Annotated in this window: 13 protein-coding genes; 6 read left to right on the top strand and 7 right to left on the bottom strand. The window is 56.3% G+C overall.

The window, feature by feature from the left end; genetic code table 11:
• Nucleotides 1-5 precede the first annotated feature (5 nt).
• On the bottom strand, nucleotides 6-1,742 hold the full coding sequence (locus HS103_09675; protein ID MBE7513069.1) for a CocE/NonD family hydrolase: 1,737 nt from the start codon (nucleotides 1,740-1,742) through the stop codon (nucleotides 6-8).
• A 324-nt stretch (nucleotides 1,743-2,066) separates the two neighbouring features.
• Here HS103_09675 and HS103_09670 point away from each other — a divergent pair, with 324 nt between their 5' ends.
• The 4 genes from HS103_09670 (at nucleotide 2,067) to HS103_09655 (ending at nucleotide 6,394) form a co-directional block, all read left to right on the top strand.
• Nucleotides 2,067-2,822, top strand: a complete 756-nt coding sequence (locus tag HS103_09670; protein ID MBE7513068.1) for a transglycosylase SLT domain-containing protein — start codon at nucleotides 2,067-2,069, stop codon at nucleotides 2,820-2,822.
• A 145-nt stretch (nucleotides 2,823-2,967) separates the two neighbouring features.
• Nucleotides 2,968-3,831: a haloacid dehalogenase-like hydrolase gene (locus HS103_09665; protein ID MBE7513067.1), complete on the top strand. Its 864-nt coding sequence runs from the start codon at nucleotides 2,968-2,970 to the stop codon at nucleotides 3,829-3,831.
• Nucleotides 3,828-4,574 (top strand): methyltransferase domain-containing protein, encoded by a 747-nt coding sequence (locus tag HS103_09660; protein MBE7513066.1) that lies wholly within the window; start codon nucleotides 3,828-3,830, stop codon nucleotides 4,572-4,574. Before HS103_09665 ends, HS103_09660 begins: the two co-directional genes overlap by 4 nt.
• A gap of 368 nt (nucleotides 4,575-4,942) precedes the next feature.
• Nucleotides 4,943-6,394 carry a cysteine--tRNA ligase gene (locus HS103_09655; protein MBE7513065.1) on the top strand — a complete coding sequence of 484 codons (1,452 nt, stop codon included), beginning with the start codon at nucleotides 4,943-4,945 and terminating at the stop codon, nucleotides 6,392-6,394.
• A 372-nt stretch (nucleotides 6,395-6,766) separates the two neighbouring features.
• Here HS103_09655 and HS103_09650 read toward each other — a convergent pair whose 3' ends face one another.
• The 5 genes from HS103_09650 to HS103_09630 form a co-directional block, all read right to left on the bottom strand.
• Entirely contained in the window at nucleotides 6,767-7,795 is a 1,029-nt protein-coding gene (locus HS103_09650; GenBank protein MBE7513064.1) for a histone deacetylase, read from the bottom strand.
• 137 nt (nucleotides 7,796-7,932) lie between these two features.
• On the bottom strand, nucleotides 7,933-10,845 hold the full coding sequence (locus HS103_09645) for a VWA domain-containing protein (GenBank protein ID MBE7513063.1): 2,913 nt from the start codon (nucleotides 10,843-10,845) through the stop codon (nucleotides 7,933-7,935).
• A 289-nt stretch (nucleotides 10,846-11,134) separates the two neighbouring features.
• Nucleotides 11,135-11,869, bottom strand: coding sequence for a ThuA domain-containing protein (locus HS103_09640; GenBank protein MBE7513062.1), 735 nt, complete (start codon nucleotides 11,867-11,869; stop codon nucleotides 11,135-11,137).
• A gap of 326 nt (nucleotides 11,870-12,195) precedes the next feature.
• Nucleotides 12,196-12,633 (bottom strand): OsmC family peroxiredoxin, encoded by a 438-nt coding sequence (locus HS103_09635; protein ID MBE7513061.1) that lies wholly within the window; start codon nucleotides 12,631-12,633, stop codon nucleotides 12,196-12,198.
• Nucleotides 12,634-12,778: 145 nt separating this feature from the next.
• Complete coding sequence (locus HS103_09630; protein MBE7513060.1) at nucleotides 12,779-15,340, bottom strand: DUF3160 domain-containing protein; 2,562 nt, start codon at nucleotides 15,338-15,340, stop codon at nucleotides 12,779-12,781.
• 269 nt (nucleotides 15,341-15,609) lie between these two features.
• On the opposite strand from HS103_09630, the gene HS103_09625 reads away from it, so the two are divergent.
• Nucleotides 15,610-16,875: a hypothetical protein gene (locus HS103_09625; GenBank protein MBE7513059.1), complete on the top strand. Its 1,266-nt coding sequence runs from the start codon at nucleotides 15,610-15,612 to the stop codon at nucleotides 16,873-16,875.
• A gap of 125 nt (nucleotides 16,876-17,000) precedes the next feature.
• Nucleotides 17,001-18,338, top strand: a complete 1,338-nt coding sequence (locus HS103_09620; protein ID MBE7513058.1) for an Hsp70 family protein — start codon at nucleotides 17,001-17,003, stop codon at nucleotides 18,336-18,338.
• On the opposite strand, the gene HS103_09615 is transcribed toward HS103_09620, so the two are convergent.
• The gene (locus tag HS103_09615; GenBank protein MBE7513057.1) at nucleotides 18,335-19,267 is read right to left on the bottom strand and encodes a histone deacetylase; all 933 of its coding nucleotides are present in this window, start codon (nucleotides 19,265-19,267) and stop codon (nucleotides 18,335-18,337) included. The genes HS103_09620 and HS103_09615 overlap by 4 nt on opposite strands.
• Nucleotides 19,268-19,336: the final 69 nt, after the last annotated feature.

Here is a 19,336-nt window from a genome sequence, read left to right as displayed (position 1 = left end):
TTGGTCTAGTGTTCTGTAATTGGTACGACAAGCGCCGAGGGGTGGTCGGCGTCATGGTAGATACACTGTTCGGAGGATCGCAAGGCGACCCCAAAAAGTTCGCCTGTGCCCGGGTTCCGCGCCCAATGTGGGTGCGCCCCGCTGCTGACGTGCAAACGCAGCGCGTGACCGGCGGCGAAGCGGTACGCCGTCGCCCACAGATCAATGGTGATCCGCGCTACACCATCCTCGCCACGCTGCACATTATCCGGTGTCAGACGGAACAACCCCTCACAGATATTCACCACCCGCCCGTTCGGGTGGACATCACAGACACGCCCATGAAAATCCGTATACGGGTTAGAGGACTCTACGTAGAGTTCCAAGCGAAGGTAGCCGATCATTGTGACCGCTTGCCGAAAGACGGCTGCGGTGTAACACAGGACATCCCGCCGCCGCTCCAAAGGGCGGCAATCCCGCGCCCCACCACGAAAATCAAAAGCCGCCCCGCCCCGAATTGGCGTGGGATCATTCGGATCATAGGTGTACCGTTTGGGGTCGCACGTGCCGTCTTCAGGGGATTCAGCTAGGGAGCCATCCCCACGTAGATAGTAACGACGCTCTGTGCTTGGCGGGGGAAAATCGGGCAAATCGCGCCAGCCCGCCCCTAGCACATAAATACGCACAGGGAGTTGGCGTAATCCGCTGCGTTCGCCTTTGAGATGTGCCTCTAACCAAAGAATTCCTTCCCGAAAGCCGTCAATCATGCCCATCGGGTTCGTCGGTTGAAGGTGATACCATGGACCCACTGTCAGGTATGGATGCCGCCCCGCCGCTTTCAACGCCTCGTAATCCTTCAACTGTCCCCGAAGGAAAAAATCGTACCATCCGGCGACGAGGTGAACGGGGGCGCTCACCTCAGCAAGGCGCACATCCTCGTTCATGGTCACCCATTCCGGGTCGTGTGGGTCGGCGTGGTCGATCCAATAGCGGTAGAAGTCTACCGCCGCGCCGGTACTCACGGCGTCTGCCTCGCCAATAGGGAGGTGGGCAAAGGCGCGTTTCGTAGAGCGCTCTAGGCGCGGAATAAAGCCAATCTGCATAGGGAGGGGCTTCCCCCGATAGGCATCTAAGAGGGCAAAAATCGTCAGCCAGCGCATAGCCAAGCCGAGATCAAAGGCATCGTCGGGAAAGATCGTCCCGCGCATATCCGTGCTAGTGACGATAGGAACAAGCGCGTGAATGGCGGGATCGTGGGCGGCAACCGCCCATTGGACAATCCCTAAATAGCTGGGACCCCACAAGCCGATCTTGCCGTTGTACCATCCCTGCTGCTTGATCCACGCGATGGTATCCAAGCCATCTTGTTTCTCGTGAAAATAGGGGAAAAACTCCCCCTCAGAATCAAAGCGCCCGCGTGTGTCTTGGACGATCACATGGTAGCCCCGTTCGGCAAAGCGCTGCGCAAACAAAGCAAGAAAAATGCCGAACGCGCCCGCCTTTGCCATGCGTCCATAGGGCGAACGGATCAGTATGGTCGGGTGGTTTCCGCCTGTGGCGGGGGCGTAATGATCGGTGGCGAGCGTCACCCCATCTTCCATTGCCACCCGCAGCCCGATCTCCACAGTGATCTGGTTGTGCGGCGGCGTCCACTTTAGCACGCGGGCAAAGATGCGCCAGCGACGCCGATAGCCCATGATGCCAAGCGCGATCAAACTGATGAGACTGAATAAAGAGATAGGGCGTAGTCGGCGCATAACCATACAACAAGTGTTCTCTAGAAGCGTCTATTGTAACGCAGAAGTGGGCTGCTAGGTTGTGTTGACATTGTAATCCCAGTGATCCCGCCGCTTTAGCAGCGGGCTGAAAGCAACCACCCCTTTGGGGCTTGGAAACCCTAACCTTCGCCCCGTAAACACAGAGAGAATCTCTCCCCCTTTCCCTGTGTACGGGGAAAGGCGACTGCTAAGTAGTAACCGGAGGGGATAGGGATTCTGAACAGAACACCTAGATAAAGCCTAATTGCGGTGGTTTTGCGTTGGCAAAAATTCACGTCCCTCTGATAATCCTGTGCTATCCTTCCCGTTATGCACCAACCACCTACCCTGAACACCCTTTACCGCCTTTGGGCTGCGCTGATTCCTGTTCAACTTGCCGTGATTGTGGGGGCGATTGGCTTGCTTGTTGGGGCGACGGGCGCGATCACTATCCTGCTTTTGCGCGGCGATATTCCCCTTGTGCCGCTCTCTGGGGAAGAACCCTACGACCCTTCAAAGGGGGGGATTGCCCCAACCTTCACCCCCGAAGTCCAGTTTTGGTCGCCTTACATCCTGCGTTGGTCAGCCACCTATGGAGTTGACCCCAACATCTTGGCGACGGTGATCCAGATTGAAAGCTGTGGGCATTACCTTGTCAGTTCGCCAGTTGGCGCACAGGGTTTGTTTCAGGTGATGCCCTTTCACTTTGCGGCGGGGGAAGACATGCTTGACCCAGAGACGAACGCCCGACGCGGCATTGCTTACCTCATCGGCGGCTTGGAGCGTGCCGATGGGCATATTGGTTTGGCAATGGCGGGCTACAATGGCGGGTGGGGGATGATCCCCAAAGGGTGGGGGGCGTGGGCGCAAGAGACGCGCAACTACTATGTATGGGGATCCAGCATTTACCGTGATGCCCTTGCCGGAAAACGCTTGGAGGAAAGTGAAGGACTCCAAAGCTGGCTTAACGCCGGAGGAAACCGTCTGTGTCGATGGGCGGCATCGGTGCTGCCGCTGGCAACGCCCAACGCCAACTTAACCCCGCTCCCCCCACCAACGCCTACCCCCCTCCCTACCCCAGGTTAAGGTGGGCGAGTCCCTCCCTCGCATTTGGACGAATTCACGAGAGGGATGAGCCGTTCATCCCTTCACATCCTTGTTCGTGGTGCTATAATGCCGCGAATCAAACCATCTGATCGTGCATCATTAGAGACGCCCAAAGGGTTCATCCTTGGCAACGAACACACGCTGGACAAGTTTCGATCAAATTTTCTTCGATTGTGACAGCACACTTTCCGCCATTGAGGGGGTGGATGAGCTTGCCCGCCTCAAAGGGAAGGAACTTCGCGTAGGACTGCTGACTCAAAAGGCGATGGATGGCGATCTTGACCTTGCTGAGGTCTACGGGAAGCGCCTGCGGGCGATCCGCCCCACACGCGGGCAGTTGGTCGCTATTGAGCAGTTGTATTGGGATCGCCTTGTCCCCGACGCCCAAGCGGTGATTGGCGCGCTGCTTACTTTGGGAAAACAGGTTTTCGTCATCAGCGGTGGGCTGGCAGACCCCGTGCGCGGGTTTGCCGCACGGTTGGGTGTTCCGGCAGAGCGCGTTCGGGCGGTGGAATTGGAATTCAACGAACTCTCCGGCGAGTGGTGGAAATATTATGATCCCACTGCTGACACCACGGCCTCATACCTTGCTTATGAGGAAAGTCCCTTGACAATTTCCGCCGGAAAACCGCAGATTGTCCGTGAACTTTCCGGTGGGCGCTGGGGGCGCAAACTGTTCATTGGCGATGGGGTCAGCGACATGCATACAAAGCCTGTTGTTGATCTTTTTGTCGGCTTTGGCGGTGTTGCCCGCCGCGAAAAGGTCGAACGCGGCTCGGATGTCTTTGTCATTGAGAACAGCCTTGCCGCAATCCTCCCCATAGCAGCGGGCGAGTCGGGGATCATGGCGCTGCGCGGGACACCTCACGAAGTAATCTTGGCGCAAGGAGTGGCTGCTTGCAGCGATCCGGCACGGGTTGCTTTTTACAACCCCGCCTTAAAAAGTGCCTTTGAGTCCACGATTGTTCCTGCCCTTTCCCACCCATGACCGATTCACAGGGGCGCTTTTGGGATACCGTGAGCGCCGTCGCTGCCCCCTTGAGCGAGGCGCAGACGCTCATTGAGTCGATCCTTCCCTCGCACACCATTAGAGGCGGAACGGTCTTGGATGCGGGCTGTGGGGCGGGGGATTATGCCGCCGCTTTCGTGGGGATGGGGGCGGGGCATGTCTCCGGTTGTGATGTGAGTGCCGGTAGTTTGGCAGCAGCAGGGGCGAAAAGCCCAACGGCGGCGTTCGCCCTTGCCAGCCTGACGGCGCTCCCCTACCCAGATGACTCCTTTGATGTCCTGTGGGTGTGGGGGGCGCTCCATTACGTCCCTGATCCAGCGCGTGCGCTTGAGGAAATCCGCCGCGTCCTTCGCCCTCAGGGGGTGGCGGTCATTCATACCCTTCGGCGCAGTGTTTGGGTGGGCATTGAAAACGGGGCGTCCGCCGTCCTCAGCCGTGCGCCGCGCCCGCTGCAAGAAGGGCTGATTAGGCTTGGCGCGGGGATCATCCCCCTTGTGGCGCGGCTCGTCGCCCCCCGTTCACCAAAAACCTCAAAAGCAATCCAGCAAAAGCTCCGCGAACGGTTTTTCGTCCCCGCGCGGTTGACAACCTTCACCCTTGAGACGCTCCGAGAGATGGCGGGGGTGGGGTTCACCGTTCAGGAAACACACCCGCCGGTGAGCGATCTCTTGGGGCGCAACATATCGATCACAGCTGTCATGAGGGGGACAGAAAGAGACTAAGAACCTGCCCGTGAATTCTGGTTTGGCGTGTAATCAGGGCAGTGCTGAAAACCATACCTTTGGCAAGTATGGAACGTTTCCCTCAATACGATCCATTAGGGCTTACGCAGTTGAACGTGTTTCCCCTGTATTCATCGAAAGGGGAAGTTTGAGGGGCTCCCCCTCAAAGGATGAATTCCCCCTCTCCTGCACAACGGGGGAGAGGGCAGGGGACTGCCGCAAGGTCTATTCAATAATTTACGGATAGACACTAAACAAGCTAGCGGTCTCACTGGTCAACCACTCGCCTTAAAAAGGCGCTACAACAAACCCCAGTCCCTCTGCTACAATTAGAATCTCTCACAACATCACATAGGGAGGATGACTGCATGGCATTGCGCATTTTTAACGTGCTGCACCGCGAAAAAGAAGACTTCACGCCCATTACCCCCGGACGGGTGGCGATGTATGTCTGCGGTCCCACCGTGCAAGATTACTCCCATATTGGTCACGCCAAGACCTATGCCTCATTCGATCTTGTCGTCCGTTACCTTCGTTACAGCGGCTATGATGTCCTTTACATCCAAAACCTGACTGACGTTGGGCATTTGCTCGATTCCGGGGAGGATCGAGTCATCAAAAAGGCGCGGCAGAGTTCAGCACTCCCCATGCAAATTGTGGAAACCTACACGCGCAGCTATTTTGAGGATATGGATGCGCTTGGCATTGTCCGCCCTGATATTAGCCCTCGCGCCAGCGGGCATATCCCTGAACAGATCGCCATGACGGAGACTCTCATTCAGAAGGGGTACGCTTATGTTGCTGAAGACGGTGTGTACTTCGATGTTGGCAGTTACCCAGAGTATGGGAAGCTCTCCAATCGGAAGGTGGAAGAAGGCGAGGCGGGAAGCCGCGCCCTGAAGGGCAAAGGGAAACGCAACCCAGAAGATTTTGCCCTTTGGATTCTCGCTGGCGAGGAACACATCCTTCAATGGGAATCCCCCTGGGGACGCGGCTATCCAGGTTGGCACATTGAATGCTCGGCAATGGCGACGAAATACCTCGGCGCAACCTTTGATATTCATGGCGGCGGGATCGATAACATCTTCCCCCATAACGAGTGTGAGATCGCCCAATCCGAGGCGGCAAACGGCGTCCCCTTTGCCAATTATTGGATGCTTGTAGGAAGCCTGACGAAAGACGGGCAGAAGATGTCCAAGAGCATCGGTAATGTTCTGAACATCAAAGACGCTCTGCGTGATTTCCGCCCAGAGGTAATCCGCTATTTCATCTATCAATCGCACTACAGCAACCCGATTGATTACAGTCGCGAGGCGCTGAACGCGAGCGAAAAAGGGTGGGAACGCCTGATGAGCGCGGTACGGCTCACCCGCGAAAAGCTGCGCTTCAACGAGAGCGCTGATGCCGACGCCGGAAACGGCTTTCTCAGTGTCTTAGCCGATCACAAGGTTGATTTCAATACGGCGTTGGACGACGATTTCAATGCCCCTAGCGCATTGGCAGCGCTGCAAAACCTGACGGGCGAGGTGAACAAGCTGCTCAACAGTGGGCAAAGCGTTGGCGTCAACACGCTCAGCGCGATCAATGCGTTTTACACCGAGATCGGGTGGGATGTGCTGCGCATCATTCCGCCAGTGGAAACCTCACACAGCGCTGATGCAGGGCGGGTGGACGGTCTTGTGCGGCTCTTAATCGAGATGCGCAAGCAAGCCCGCCAAGAAAGGCAGTTCGCCCGCGCCGATGGGATTCGGGATCAACTGAAAACGTTGGGGATCGCCCTTGAAGACCGTCCAGAGGGGACGATCTATCGGCTCGAATAGAGGAAGTTCCTCGCCTAGTCGTCGCTCAAGAAGGTAAGGATAGAAGCCCTCATCCCCCTAACCCCCTTCTTCCCGTGGGAGAAGGGGGAATCACGTTTTTGAGGGGGCTTTCCCCTCACCCCCTTGCCCACAGAATTTCTCCCCTTTCCCCGTACACAGGGAAAGGGGGTGGGAGATAGGGGTTCTTTTAGAAATTTTCTTGACGAACTACTAAGTACCACCACAGTGAAAAGGCGGGCTGACGTATGATCCCGCCGCTAAAGCAGCGGGCTGAAAACAGCCACCCCTTCGGGGCTTAAAAGGCATATCCGTATGGGCTTTTCCGTCGTCCCCACCCCAAAGGGCTTTTTTGTTTGTACTTAGGGGAGATGCCTACAAGCCATGCACTGCTTTCACGCGGGTGAGCAAGGGGCGAATATCTGGGTCGTTTTTTGCCTCTGCCCCTAAGGGATCAACGCCAAGCGGCAACCCAAGCAGCGCCTCCACAACGGCTAAGGCGCAGAAACTAAGCGCCTCAAGGTTATAGCCCCCCTCTTGGACAAACAGAATACGTCCCCCGCACAGTTCGTCCGCCATGCGGATCAACTCCCGCGAGAGATGCGCGTAGCCATTGACGGTGAGCTTTAGCCCGCCTAAGGGGTCGCGCCAATGAGCGTCAAATCCGGCGGAGACGAGGATCAATTCGGGCTGAAAGCGCCGCGCTGCCCCCCAGACAATCTCCTCATAGATCATGCGAAAGCCCTGATCACCGACGCCTGCCGGAAGGGGGATGTTGATCGTTTGCCCTGCCCCTGCCCCTTCGCCCGTCTCGTTGATTCCGCCGGTACCGGGGTACCATGGCGATTGGTGCGTCGAGAGGAACAACACGGAGGGATCGTCGTAAAAGATCGCTTGTGTTCCGTTGCCGTGATGAACATCGTAATCGACAATCAGAACCCGCTTTAATCCATAGACGGCTTGGGCGTGCCGAGCGGCAAGGCTGATATTCGCCAACAGGCAGAAGCCCATCGCCATATCGGGTACAGCGTGGTGTCCGGGTGGGCGGGCAGCAGCGTAGCCATTGTGCGCCTCCCCACTAAGAATAGCATCCACCCCGCGCAGTGCCGCCCCCGCTGAAAGCCGCGCAAGCTCTAGCGAGTGGGGGAGCAGATAGGTATCCGAGCCAAGCATGATTCCCCCCCGCGTGACGCCCCATTTCAAGACGGTCTCCAGATAGTCCTCCGTGTGAACGGTCAAAATCTGGGCGTCGCTGATCGGTTCGGGGCTGAACGCCTTCATCTGTGTGTCCCGCCCGTGTTCGGCAATTCGGGCGCGGATCGCTTGCAAGCGTTCGGCACATTCGGGGTGACCGGGAAGTGTGTGGGCATCGTAGCGCGTATCGGTAAGGTAAGCGGTGGTCATGAATGTCCTATGGGTTATCCTAGCAGTGCATAGGTGGCTGTGAACACCTTATTGGGCTAGGTAGATTACTACAGGTCATTTCAAAACCCCACCCCTTGTTCCTCCCCGTAAACGGATAGGGGTTTTTGAAATAAGTTCTACTCTTTCTTTCGTTGGCGGCGCTGATCAGCAAGCCGTGCGGCTAAGGCAGAGCCGCTCTTGGGTTCGTCGGGGGCTGTTTTTTCTGGTTTTGCCGCCTTTTCTGCCCTCGCTGCTTTCGGCGGAGTACGTTCTGCTGTGTCGGCGGTTGGTATCGGAGTGGGAATGGACGGCGATTCGCGCAGACTTTCTACCTCAGCCTCGCTGACGACGGGGAGTGTGCTTGTGGCACGATTTTTGGCATCCTTCAGGTTGGCAAGGCGGCTGGCGCCCGGCACGGCGAGGGCGACTTCTCGTATGCCCAATTTCGTCCGCGCCCACGCCCGCAGTTTAGCCAGATCGCTTTGGGTCACGATTAGGCGGCGAACGGCAATATCAAAGGGCAGTAAGAGCGCCGTCAAAAGCAGCAGCAGCGGGAACAGATTGGCGGCAGCGCGTTCCTCACGGATGTCGTGGCGGAAAGTCAGCGTCGGATCGTCGCCCAAGCGCTGCCCGCCCGTGAGTGCTGCCAATTCATCCAAAAGGCGCGTATTCGTCTGGCGGAGGCGGTATTCTGGGGAATAGCTCAGCACCCACCCCGTCGTTTGCGCCACACCCAACCCATCGCCCCCTGCACCAGCGACTCGGATGAAATAAGCCCCCTCCGACCCGGGTGCGAATTCTGCCTCATAACGCCCGGGTGCAACCTGCCTCAACGTAACCTCCTGACCCTGTAAGCGGGGATCGACCACAACAGCATCCAAACGCAAGCCGTTGATGAACGCGCCGTTTTCATCCCGCGCCTCGACAACGAGGATCGAACGCCCATCGCGGCGCTCCACCCGCGATTCCAATGCCTGATCAATCCCCTCCACCATCGTTGAACGGATCACTTGACTCCAAAAACGCTGAAAGCCCGTCCATCCCGTCCAATTTTGCGCCCAACGGGTGGTGGCATCGCTGGTGAAGGCAACCGCCCGCCCCAAGCCATATTGCCACGTTGCCAAAAGCGGATCATCAAAGCCGCCCACCTGCGCTGTCAGAATGACCGTCGCTGTCGGCTTTGCCGAGGTCGCCACATAGCCTAACAGGGAGGGGAGCGCGTCAATGCCACGCATGGCGGGGCTGTTTGCCGTTAGAACAGGGGTGAAGGTTTCTTCCACAATATAGGAACGGGTGGCAAGCACCGTTTCTGCGGCAAAAATCTGAGGGATTGTGGAAAGATCCGTCAGATTGTAATACTGCCCCCCCCCAACAGTGGCAATATCGCGCATGAAGCGCGGAACGCCCACGCCAATGCCAATCGAGGTCACGGTGATCCCATGTTGGTCATGCATCCGTTTGACGGTTTCAACAATGCCTGTCTCGTCTGCCCCACCGTCGGTCAGCAAGATAACGTGTTTCAGGCTGGAAGGATCGCTTGGCAAGGTGCGGGCAATCTCCACAACCGCAGAGTAAATATCCGTCCCACCGCCGGGGCGCAGCGCCCCAATTTGCTCAATAATGGGGCGGCGGTTCGCCACAAATTGTATAGGGACAAGCCATTCCGGGTTGGTATCGAACGACAAGACGCCGGCGCGATCCCGCTCAAAGAGGAAATTCACCGAACGCCGTGCGGCTTCTTTCCCTAGCTCAAGGTTGGTTACCCCACTCGTGCCGATCATCTCCATAGACCCAGAGCGATCAATGACATAGATCATCGTCAGACGCGGGATGCGTTTTTGGTCTTTGATCTGCATTTCAACAGGAAGGACTTCTTCCAAAGGTGTTTGGAAATAGCCCCCCACCCCATAGCTGTTCGGACCGCCAATGACGACCAGCCCGCCCCCAAGATCGCGGACGTAAATTTGGAGCGCCCGCATTTTTGCGTCCGTTAGCTCCGTTGCCGAGACGTTGGCAAGGATGACGGCTTTGTAGCCTGCCAACGGTGCTAAGCCAACGGGGAGTTCGGAGGGAGAGGCAACCTCAACGGTGAGTCCGGCGGTTTCCAAAACGCCCTTTAATGCCGCGCTCTCACTCTCGTTGGAGCGAATGAGAAGGATGCGCGGCGGACCGGTAACCTCTGTAAAGCCCGCCAATTCGTTGTTTTGGTAATAGGTGTCGGTGCTTGCTGCCGAGAGGGGATCGATCCGCACGCGGAAATCGGTGAACCCCTGACGGGGCGCACGCAGGGTAATCACAAAATTATTGACTCCCTCGGTCAGATTCACCGTTTGGGATTGCACTACCGCCCCCGCAGAAAGAATAGACAGGTTGGCAGTGGTGGGGATTTGGCTTTCGACGGTGACGCCCAAATCGAAAATTTCACCCTGATTTACGTTTGTGGGCAGGCGCACATCGGTGACGAGGACTTCCGGTCCCTCGGCGCGGCGCAGGGGAACGACATCAATCTGAACATTCGTCGCCGCCGCCAACCGTGCCGCATCAATGGCATTCCCCACCGTCTCCAAGCCATCCGAGAGAATCACCAAACGGCGGGCGGCGTCAGGCGGGAAAAGCGCCAACCCAAGCCGAATCGCGCTGCTAATATCGGTGTCCAATTGGACGGGCGCAGAGGTGATTCCCAAAAAATCGCCAGTGGGGGCAATGGGACGCTCGACAAGGGCGTTTTTGCCAAAGACAATGATTCCGGCGCGGTCATCAACGGTCATCCGTCCCAACGAATCGCGGATGAAGGACTCGGCATAGGCGCGGGCGTCGGCGTCGATGCTGTCCGAGGCATCGATGAGGAATACAACGGCAAGTTTGTCTGAGGCCTCAACGGTTTGCAGCCCACTGAGGGCGAAGATCAGGCAGGTGACAATGAGCAGACGTAAGGCAAGGCTGATCGTGTCGCGGTGGCGGCGGTGGGCAATGCGTGGCAGCCCCAACCAAACCACGAAGGGGATCACAACGGCGAATAAGATTAATGCCGCAGGTGTGGCAAAACGCATGATGAATAACCCTAACTTAGCACATGTCCCCTTCAGCCGATTTTACACTGAAACAGCCGCACATGAATACCCTATTGGTGAACTGTTCGTGAACATCCTGTGAGAGGGTGCTACAAGAGTATCCCAAAATGCGCTCGGTTCGCTGTAGGATGAGGGGGGTATTCCTATATCAAGCGGTTCAACCATCAAGCCGTAACATAACAGCTCGTAAGTTTTAATCCCCCACCCCCTCCGCACACAGCAAGGCGTATAGGGGGCGATCTCACCGCTGTAACGCTAGACTGCCGCGTTACTCGTTTCCCCCCAAAACCTCCAGCGGTTTCGCATTGCCAAAAACGACCTGCGGTGTGGACGGCTGTGCTGCCCACCGCACCCCATTGGCAATGACCTTTTGAACCATCGGATGATAATAGGTGGGGTACGTTTCATGACCGGGGCGGAAGTAAAAAATCCGTCCCTTGCCCCGCGTGTAACAGCATCCGCTGCGAAAAACCTCGCCCCCCTGAAACCAACTGAGCAAAACCGTCGTTTCTGGCTGCGGAATATCAAAACGTTCGCCGTACATTTCTTCCTGTTCAATGAGAAACTGTTCGGGAATCCCCGCTGCGATGGGATGCCCGGGCTCAATGACCCAAATCCGCTCACGCTCGCCCGCCTCACGCCATTTCAGGTCACAGCTTGTCCCCATCAGTACTTTGAAAATCTTAGAGAAATGCCCAGAGTGGAGGACGATCAAGCCCATCCCTTCAAGGACGCGCTTTTGAACACGGGCGACAACCTCATCTTTCACCTCGCCGTGTGCTACATGCCCCCACCACGTCAACACATCGGTGCTATCTAGCACCTCCTGAGTCAGCCCGTGTTCAGGATCATCCAGGACCACTGTACGCACGCTGAAGTCGCCCTCTGTACGCAAGCCAGCAGCAATCGCCTCGTGCATTCCCTCAGGGTACACTTCGGCAACCTTCGGATTTTTCTTCTCGTGGCGATATTCCCCCCAAACAGTGACGCGAATGGTGTTCATCGGATGTATGCTGTCCTTTTCTGTTGCCTGTAGGTGCTTTGTGAGATAAGCCTGATGTGACATTGATTTTATAGGGGCGTGCCCACTGTGTGCGCCCACCATCTTTCGATGGTCTTAACTAGGGTCTATTGCCGTTGTAATCCCCGTAGGTGCGCCATGCATTGCGCCCATCGCCGCCCGTGAGCGCCCCAGGTTAAAACGTCGGGCTATGAATAGCTACCCCTTTGGGGCTTGGAAACCCTAACCCCCACCCTGTACACAGAGAGAGGGAATCTCTCTCCTTTCCCCGTACACAGGGAAAGGGGGCGGGGGGATAGGGATTACCCTTACCCCAACGTCGCCGTAATTTCCATGGGGATTGCCGCCAGCGCTTTTGAGACGATGCAGGTCTTTTTCGTTTCCTCGGCGGCAGCGGCAAAGGCAGCCGCATCGATTCCCTCAACCTTGCCCGTCGTCGTCAGGATGATCTTGGTGATTTGCCACCCTGTACCTTCTGGTTGGGTCAATTCAATCGTCGCTTTCGTGTCGATGTGATGCACGGTGAACCCTTGCTTCCCCAACCGGGACCCCAACGCCATGCTGAAACACCCCGCATGGGCGGCGGCGATCAATTCTTCGGGGTTGGTTGCCTCGCCTTTTTCAAAGCGCGAGATGAACGTGTAGGCAAGGTCGTTCAGCTTTCCACTGTCGCTGCTCAGGCTGCCGCTTCCCTCGCGGAGTGTTCCCGTCCAAACGGCGTTGGCGCTGCGGTGCAATGAACTCATGAGGTAATCGCTCCTATAGTCTTATCGTCTTGGTTGGTTTTGAATACATGACACCGCAAGAATGTAGCGAAAAGAGGGGCATTACGGCAAGAGGATCAGCCGTCTGCCGAAGAATTCTCTCCGGCAGACACAGATTACATCGAATTTAAGGGACGTTCACCCACGCTGGCGGCGTTGTGTTTTGCACTACGTTGGTGACAACCCAATACGCATACTGCGGCGAGTAGTCTATCGTATAGGTCATGTCTACCGTATACGCTCCGCGTTCAGCAATCTTTGTCCCGTCGAAGTCCATTCCCTTTTCGCTGGCGGCGTAGAGTTCGCCAAACCACGTTTCGCGGGTGGTGACAATCATCGTCGTCTCGTTGACGAGATCGACATCCCGAAAACTGATGCTGATCAAGGTGCGTCCCTCATACTGATTTGCCTCGGCAAGCGGGGCAAGTTCCTTTAAGAGGTAGTCTCGGACGCCTTTCTCCACATACGGATCGTTCGGCAATGCCGTGTATTTTTCGACTGGATTCCACCACAGAGCAGAAATTAACGTATTCTCGTGGAACATCTTCACCGCCCACTCAGCATCGGCGGTAATTGGTTTGGAACTGATGAACGATGCCGTCCATGTGGGCAGCGCCGGGACGTTGCCTTCATCCAACATCGTCCACCATTGTCTATCCGTCAGCCGGTCTCCTATCGGGTGGGTGAATTCATAGAAGCTGTAGACAGCCCCTTTCGCCGCCCAGAGTTGATCGCCAATCGGGACAACGGCGTTCATGCTGAAGATATTCCCCGTCCCAATTTGCAAAACCACGCCGTCACGCGGATCGGTAGCAATATCGGTGATCACTGCCGAACGCGGTTCTTCTTCGGCGTAGTATGCCCCGTTCCCCTGGTTATCATCGCGGGTGTTGTTGTAGATTGACTCCAGCCAGCCGCCATAAAAGCGCAGTTCATCTTGTTCGGCGTCGGTCAGCAGTTCGCCGCGCAGTTCGCGCTCGGCGTAGCCCTGCATTTGCCGTGCTTTAGTGGCAATATCAGTCAGCAGCCGTGCCGGGCGTCCGGGGTCGCTAAGGGCTTCGTCCAGTGCCTCAAACATACCGAGGCGCTCCATGCCCGCTTGGGTCATCTCTGCCAGCGCTGCCAACCGCGCCCAGAAAAGCGGCAGCGGCTCAACATAGTTCGGCGGGAGGATCGGGTCAGGTGGGGGTGCTTTTTCGATTCCACCGCCACCGCCCATTTCGGCATATGCTTGCGCTGCATAGAGAACGGTGTTGTGCTTCAATTCGGCAAAACTACCCAAGCCAGCGTTCAACAGTCGGTCTGTATAGGCGGGGGTGAGCATGAACGAGGGATAGCCAGCGGCGATCCCGTCATTGAAGGTGTCCAGCGTGTAAAGCCACGTGTTGTAAAGTGTTGCCGTCCATTCGTCATCGTCCACACCGCCGATCTCGGTGCGCAGTTTTGTCATTTGTGCATCAAAGTTCTTGTACTTCCGATCCCCTTCGCCATCAAGGATCGCCAGCGCCCGCTCTGAACCCAACACAGCGAAAACATCGAGCGCCTTTGGCAAGCGTCGCCCATCCTCAACTGTCCCCACATTGCGGAAGATCAATTGACGGAAGGCATAGGCATCCCACACAAAGCGCTGCCCCATAAAGCGCAAGCCGAGCGTTTCGGTGCGTTCGTCATCCCGAAAATCAATGACAACGTTCAGGATTTTTGGGGAGGGAAGGCTTTGCGCAGCGGCAACAAACGGATCGATCCCTTGTGCTGTCAGGGTGTTTAGATCAAACCCCACCCCATAAACCTGTTCGGCAAGGGCGAGGTACTGATCGGGCGTTGGCGAGTCGGAATCGCCCACAAAAAACGTCGTCAGATCGTAAATGGCATTCCATATCGGGCGGATGTCTGCGTCGCGGAAGGCAAGAGTCACTAAGAGCGCCGTTTGCGTCTCGCGGGCGTCTTTCACGCGCAAGGTCAGCCGCCCATACCACATCACCGCCCGAAAATAATTCGAGAGATTGGGATCATCGGCGTAGTGACCGCGTGGCTTGTACTGTGACCAATCTTCCCCAAACGCCATGTCGGGGAAGATGGCGCTAGGAGCGATCCCTGCCGCTGCTAGCGCCGCCGCATAGTCTGCCTCCACTGCATCCTTCACATAGCTAGGGAGCGCCACATCGGGAAAGGTAAATTTCGTTGCCAAGCCAAAGTAGCCTACTGCTTGGGTGGCAGCGGCTTCCCATGCCGTCCCTTTGAGCGCCTGATAGTAGGAGTCGGCTTTTGCCAACAGCGCGGCGTTCATCGTCGTCAATTTGGGGATGAAAATGCGCTCTGAGGCACGCAAAAGGTATTTAAAACTGAGATGGAAACTATGGAGCATTGAATCGACGGTGATCAAGAGCGGCTGCCGCGCATAGCGTGCCTTTTCGTACACGGTGTAGAACAGTTTCTCGTTCGTCGGGCTGACCACGAACAAATTCTTCGCTAGGTAGGCTTTTTCGTCTGCGGAGAGGGCATCACCGAGGATAACGTTGCTGAAATCGGGCGCCGCGCTGTAGGGGGCAAGGCTGCCCGCCGTCTGCACCTGACCGAGTGTATAAGGGGCGATTCGCCGCCGCCCGCCGCCATCTTGTGCGGCTGCGGGGAACGCCGAAAGGGCGATCATCACCGTGAGTATAATCATGAACCGACGCCGGATACGCATAGGGAAAACCCTCCTCTGAAAAATGTAAAAAGGGATGCGCTCACTATACACCCATTCAGGCACAGCACCCCGCCTCGGCTAGGACTCGGCGGTCAGTCGTAGGCTGAGTGCTACGTATCTGTAGAGTCGGTCATTGTGATAATCCCATCTCAAGATTAGGTGTTTTGGGGAGTTTCGCCACACAGTAGATAAATATGTGTTATTCTATATAAGGGCGCTAGACAAATCACAGCAAAAACGAACGATCTCCCTCAGAGGTAATACGGTCTATGCCACCAGCAAATGGTCTGCCACCTGAATTTATCCGCAAAGCAAAAAAAGCCCTTAACGGCATTGTAAAAAAAGAAAATTACAAAACCCTTTTGATCAACGCCTTTGGTACTCCCCACACGATCATCGATCATGCCCCTACACCCGATCCTGAAGTGGGTATGCCTGATTTGTTAACCCAGTTGTTGGCGCATTTGCATACCCATAAGCCCACCACTCCGGGTAGTTCAGACCAATATGCCATTCTTACCTATCTGGAGGCATTGATCACCGATCAGACTGTCCCCAGTGAGAAAATCCCCGAAATAGAAAACTTAATTCGTGACTACAAGACGATTGTTGGCGTTCAAGACCCACACGAGGACGATGAGAAGATGCCCAATATCATTTTGGCAAAACTCCAAGAGAGCAAAGTCACCCACGACTTTGACACCCAAATGTACTTACGCCGAAGCGTTATTTTTCCGCTCTATGCCTATTTGCTTGCCGAGGCTCAGGGGTTTGTGGAGCGTCCCAAATTAAAAACGATGATCGGGGTTGAAGCGGGGGTGTTCAACCAGTTCCTTGCCGATTACAACCGCTATTTTGCCCCCTACCCGAACGATCGGGATAAATTCACCCTCAACGACGATGGCAAGCGCGATGTATTAGAAGCCTTTGACTGTGAGGAGTACGATTATCTGATCTCGAAAGACATTCCCGGCTTTGAACCACCCATGAGCGGGATTCGCTTTCTACAAATGATTAACGACATTCATAGTCCAAAATTAGATTTTGCCAGCGCGATTTTTGCTGCCTTCAAGCGTGTCCTTAGCGATGGAACTACCCTTCAGGTTGACTACGCACCCAACCAGACCTACCCCATCTTAGGGAAGGTGCGCTATGGCGAGGACCCCCTGTTTACAATTATGATTGCCCCCACCGCCGTTGCTCTTGATGAAACGATGTTTCAACAGTTGTTTTACAGGCTCCCTTTTGAGGTTAAAAACAACGCCCCTCTCCCCGCCCTCATCCTCGGTACATCGCTGCACGATCCTGATCTAGAGCGCAAACTGCATGCCGAGAAAAAATGGGTGAGCCATTTATGGGGGTTATCCACCATCAGTTTGTTTCGCCAGTTGGACGGACTGGTTTCCGCAAACAGCACAAAACGCGACGCGATCTGCAAAAACCTTGATGCCCTGCTTGAGACGCAAGGCGTCTTATCCATCTCCGCCACGCAAGCGGTCAAAAATCTCAAAAAGAAGACGGGAATCAGAATCTAGACCCCCCGCACCTCTGTAGGGACGCGCTACAGCGCGTCCGCCCTTTAAGGTTAGAAACCTGCCCTGCCATACTCCCTTTCCTTCTGCTATGATTGATCCCCTTGTTTCCGACCCGGAGAACACCCATGCGTGTAGGAATGGATTTCGGTACGACGAATTCGGGGATCGCCGTTTATGACGGGCAGACCGTTCGCGTCCTAACCCTCGATGAACACGCCCAGACAGAGGTCATGCGCAGCGTGATCTACATCACCCGCGATCATGCGATTCACATCGGCGGCGAAGCCATTCACCTCTACAACAGCCAAAACATCAACCGCGAACGACGCATGGGCAAACGCAAGGTGGGGCGCGTGGAGATGCTCTTTGCCGAAATTGGCGCGGTGGCAACGGATGTTCACATCCTCGTAGACGAATTTGAGCCGGGGCGCTTGCTCCGCTCTCTAAAAAGCGCCCTCGCCACAAACTACAGCGGCACGCATCTCTTTGGGCGGGAGTACACCCTTGAAGACCTGATTGCCCTGTTCCTTCGTGCCGCCCGCGAAAGGGCGGAAGGGGAACTGGGCGAACCGATCACGGCGGTTACTTTAGGGCGTCCGGTGCATTTCGTTTCCGCCGCCACCGCCGAGGACGACGCCCGCGCCGAAGCACGCCTTCGGGATGCCGCCCACCGCGCCGGATTCAGCACCATTGATTTTGAATTTGAGCCAATCGCCGCCGCTAAACATTATGCCCTCAGCGTCACTACCCCCCAAACGATCCTCGTCTATGATTTTGGCGGCGGGACACTCGATCTTACGGTGATGCGCCTTATGCCGGGCGAATCCCCTCACGTTCTTGCCATTGGCGGGGTGGGCATTGCCGGAGATCGTTTTGACCAACGGCTGGTCGAAGGGGCGCTCACCCCCCATTTTGGACGTGATGTGACCTGGGGGGATAAAGGGCTTCCCGTCCCCCGCACGATGATTGACCAGATCACCTCATGGGAAACCTTGCCCGCATTGGCAACGCTGGAAATGCGTACCTTCCTTCACCGGATGCAGGCGGCGTGCAGCGCCCCGGCACAACTCTACGCCCTTGAGTCGCTCATCTTCAATTTCTACGGCTTTGCCCTCTTTGAGGCGGTGGAAAGCACCAAGCGGAATCTCTCCGAGGCGTACTTTGCCCCCTTTCGCTTTGTGGGGAGGGATATTGATATTTGGCAGATGATCACCCGTGATCAATTTGAATCGTTGACACGGGGGGAGTGGCGTCGCATTCGCGCCGAAGTCCTAGAGACGCTGGTGCGGGCGGGGCTTCAGCCAGAGCAGATTCAGGCGGTTGTCCGCACCGGCGGATCGTCAAGCATTCCAGCAAGTTTGGCGCTTCTTGCCGAGTTGTTCGGGGCGGAAAAACTCGTTGAAGAAGATGTCTTCACGGGTGTCACCGCTGGATTAGGCATCACCGCATGGGAGCGGCGCTAACCGGAATACCCCTCTTGCCCACTTGGGGATGGAAAAAACACCACTGCCTGGCGCACCGTCTCAAAATGAATATCAACGGCATCAAGGATGTTTTTGGCGTACCCACCCGCCATGCTCACGGCGACAGGCAGCCTCGCCTCTTTGCACAAACTGAAAACGATCTGATCGCGCAGGCGCAGCCCGTGCTTGCTGACCTTCATCTTCCCAAAGCGATCCTCAGCGAAGGGGTCTGCCCCGGCAAGGTAAATGGCAAGTTCCGCCCCCGCCAAGGAGAGCGCCCGCCGAACGCCGTTTTCCAGCGCCTCTAGAAAAAAAGCGTCGTCCGCGCCGTCGGGGAGCGGTATATCAAGATCGCTGATCTGTTTGTGAAAGGGGTAATTCGTTGCCCCGTGAATGGAAAAGGTGAATACGGTGGGATCGTCTTGGAAGATTGCCGCCGTCCCATCCCCCTGATGGACATCGCAATCCAAAATGACAATGCGCTTGGCGCGGTGTTCTGCTTGCATGGCACGGGCGGCAATGGCGCTGTCGTTGAACACACAGTAGCCACCGCCGCTGTCGGCAAAGGCGTGGTGTGTTCCGCCCGCAAGGTTGATTCCCACTCCCTCGGCAAGCGCGGCGCGACAGGCTTCAATCGTTGCCCCCGAAGAACGGCGCGAACGTTCGACCATTGCCGGCGACCATGGAAAGCCTATTTTGCGCAGTTCTTTCGCGCTCAGTTCCCCTTTCACCACGCGGGTGAGGTAGTCCGGCGTGTGAACCCGAAGGATTTCCTCATCGGTGGCGGCGTGGGGAATCCACATATCGGCAAAGGGGACAATTTGCGAATCGATCACCCGCGCCCGCAGCAGGGCATATTTGGACATGGGGAAACGGTGTCCCTCTGGAAGGGGCAGCACATAGCTATCGGTGAAGAAGATTTTTGCCATACGACAACTCTAAAATTCCTGCCTCTACAGCATTTTTCAAAGAGATCGACCCGTTAATGGTTGACAGCC

Source organism: Anaerolineales bacterium, assembly GCA_015075625.1.
Taxonomy (GTDB): domain Bacteria; phylum Chloroflexota; class Anaerolineae; order Aggregatilineales; family UBA2796; genus UBA2796.
The sequence above is the reverse complement of the archived record's forward strand: the minus strand, read 5'-3'. Positions and strand labels throughout refer to the sequence as shown.

Excerpts from the sequence above, each read along its gene's own strand:
- HS103_09675 (MBE7513069.1), bottom strand. The coding sequence starts at position 1,742 with ATGGTTATGCGCCGACTACGCCCTATCTCTTTATTCAGTCTCATCAGT.
- HS103_09670 (MBE7513068.1), top strand. The coding sequence starts at position 2,067 with ATGCACCAACCACCTACCCTGAACACCCTTTACCGCCTTTGGGCTGCG.
- HS103_09660 (MBE7513066.1), top strand. The coding sequence starts at position 3,828 with ATGACCGATTCACAGGGGCGCTTTTGGGATACCGTGAGCGCCGTCGCT.
- HS103_09655 (MBE7513065.1), top strand. The coding sequence starts at position 4,943 with ATGGCATTGCGCATTTTTAACGTGCTGCACCGCGAAAAAGAAGACTTC.
- HS103_09650 (MBE7513064.1), bottom strand. The coding sequence starts at position 7,795 with ATGACCACCGCTTACCTTACCGATACGCGCTACGATGCCCACACACTT.
- HS103_09645 (MBE7513063.1), bottom strand. The coding sequence starts at position 10,845 with ATGCGTTTTGCCACACCTGCGGCATTAATCTTATTCGCCGTTGTGATC.
- HS103_09640 (MBE7513062.1), bottom strand. The coding sequence starts at position 11,869 with ATGAACACCATTCGCGTCACTGTTTGGGGGGAATATCGCCACGAGAAG.
- HS103_09635 (MBE7513061.1), bottom strand. The coding sequence starts at position 12,633 with ATGAGTTCATTGCACCGCAGCGCCAACGCCGTTTGGACGGGAACACTC.
- HS103_09630 (MBE7513060.1), bottom strand. The coding sequence starts at position 15,340 with ATGCGTATCCGGCGTCGGTTCATGATTATACTCACGGTGATGATCGCC.
- HS103_09625 (MBE7513059.1), top strand. The coding sequence starts at position 15,610 with ATGCCACCAGCAAATGGTCTGCCACCTGAATTTATCCGCAAAGCAAAA.
- HS103_09620 (MBE7513058.1), top strand. The coding sequence starts at position 17,001 with ATGCGTGTAGGAATGGATTTCGGTACGACGAATTCGGGGATCGCCGTT.
- HS103_09615 (MBE7513057.1), bottom strand. The coding sequence starts at position 19,267 with ATGGCAAAAATCTTCTTCACCGATAGCTATGTGCTGCCCCTTCCAGAG.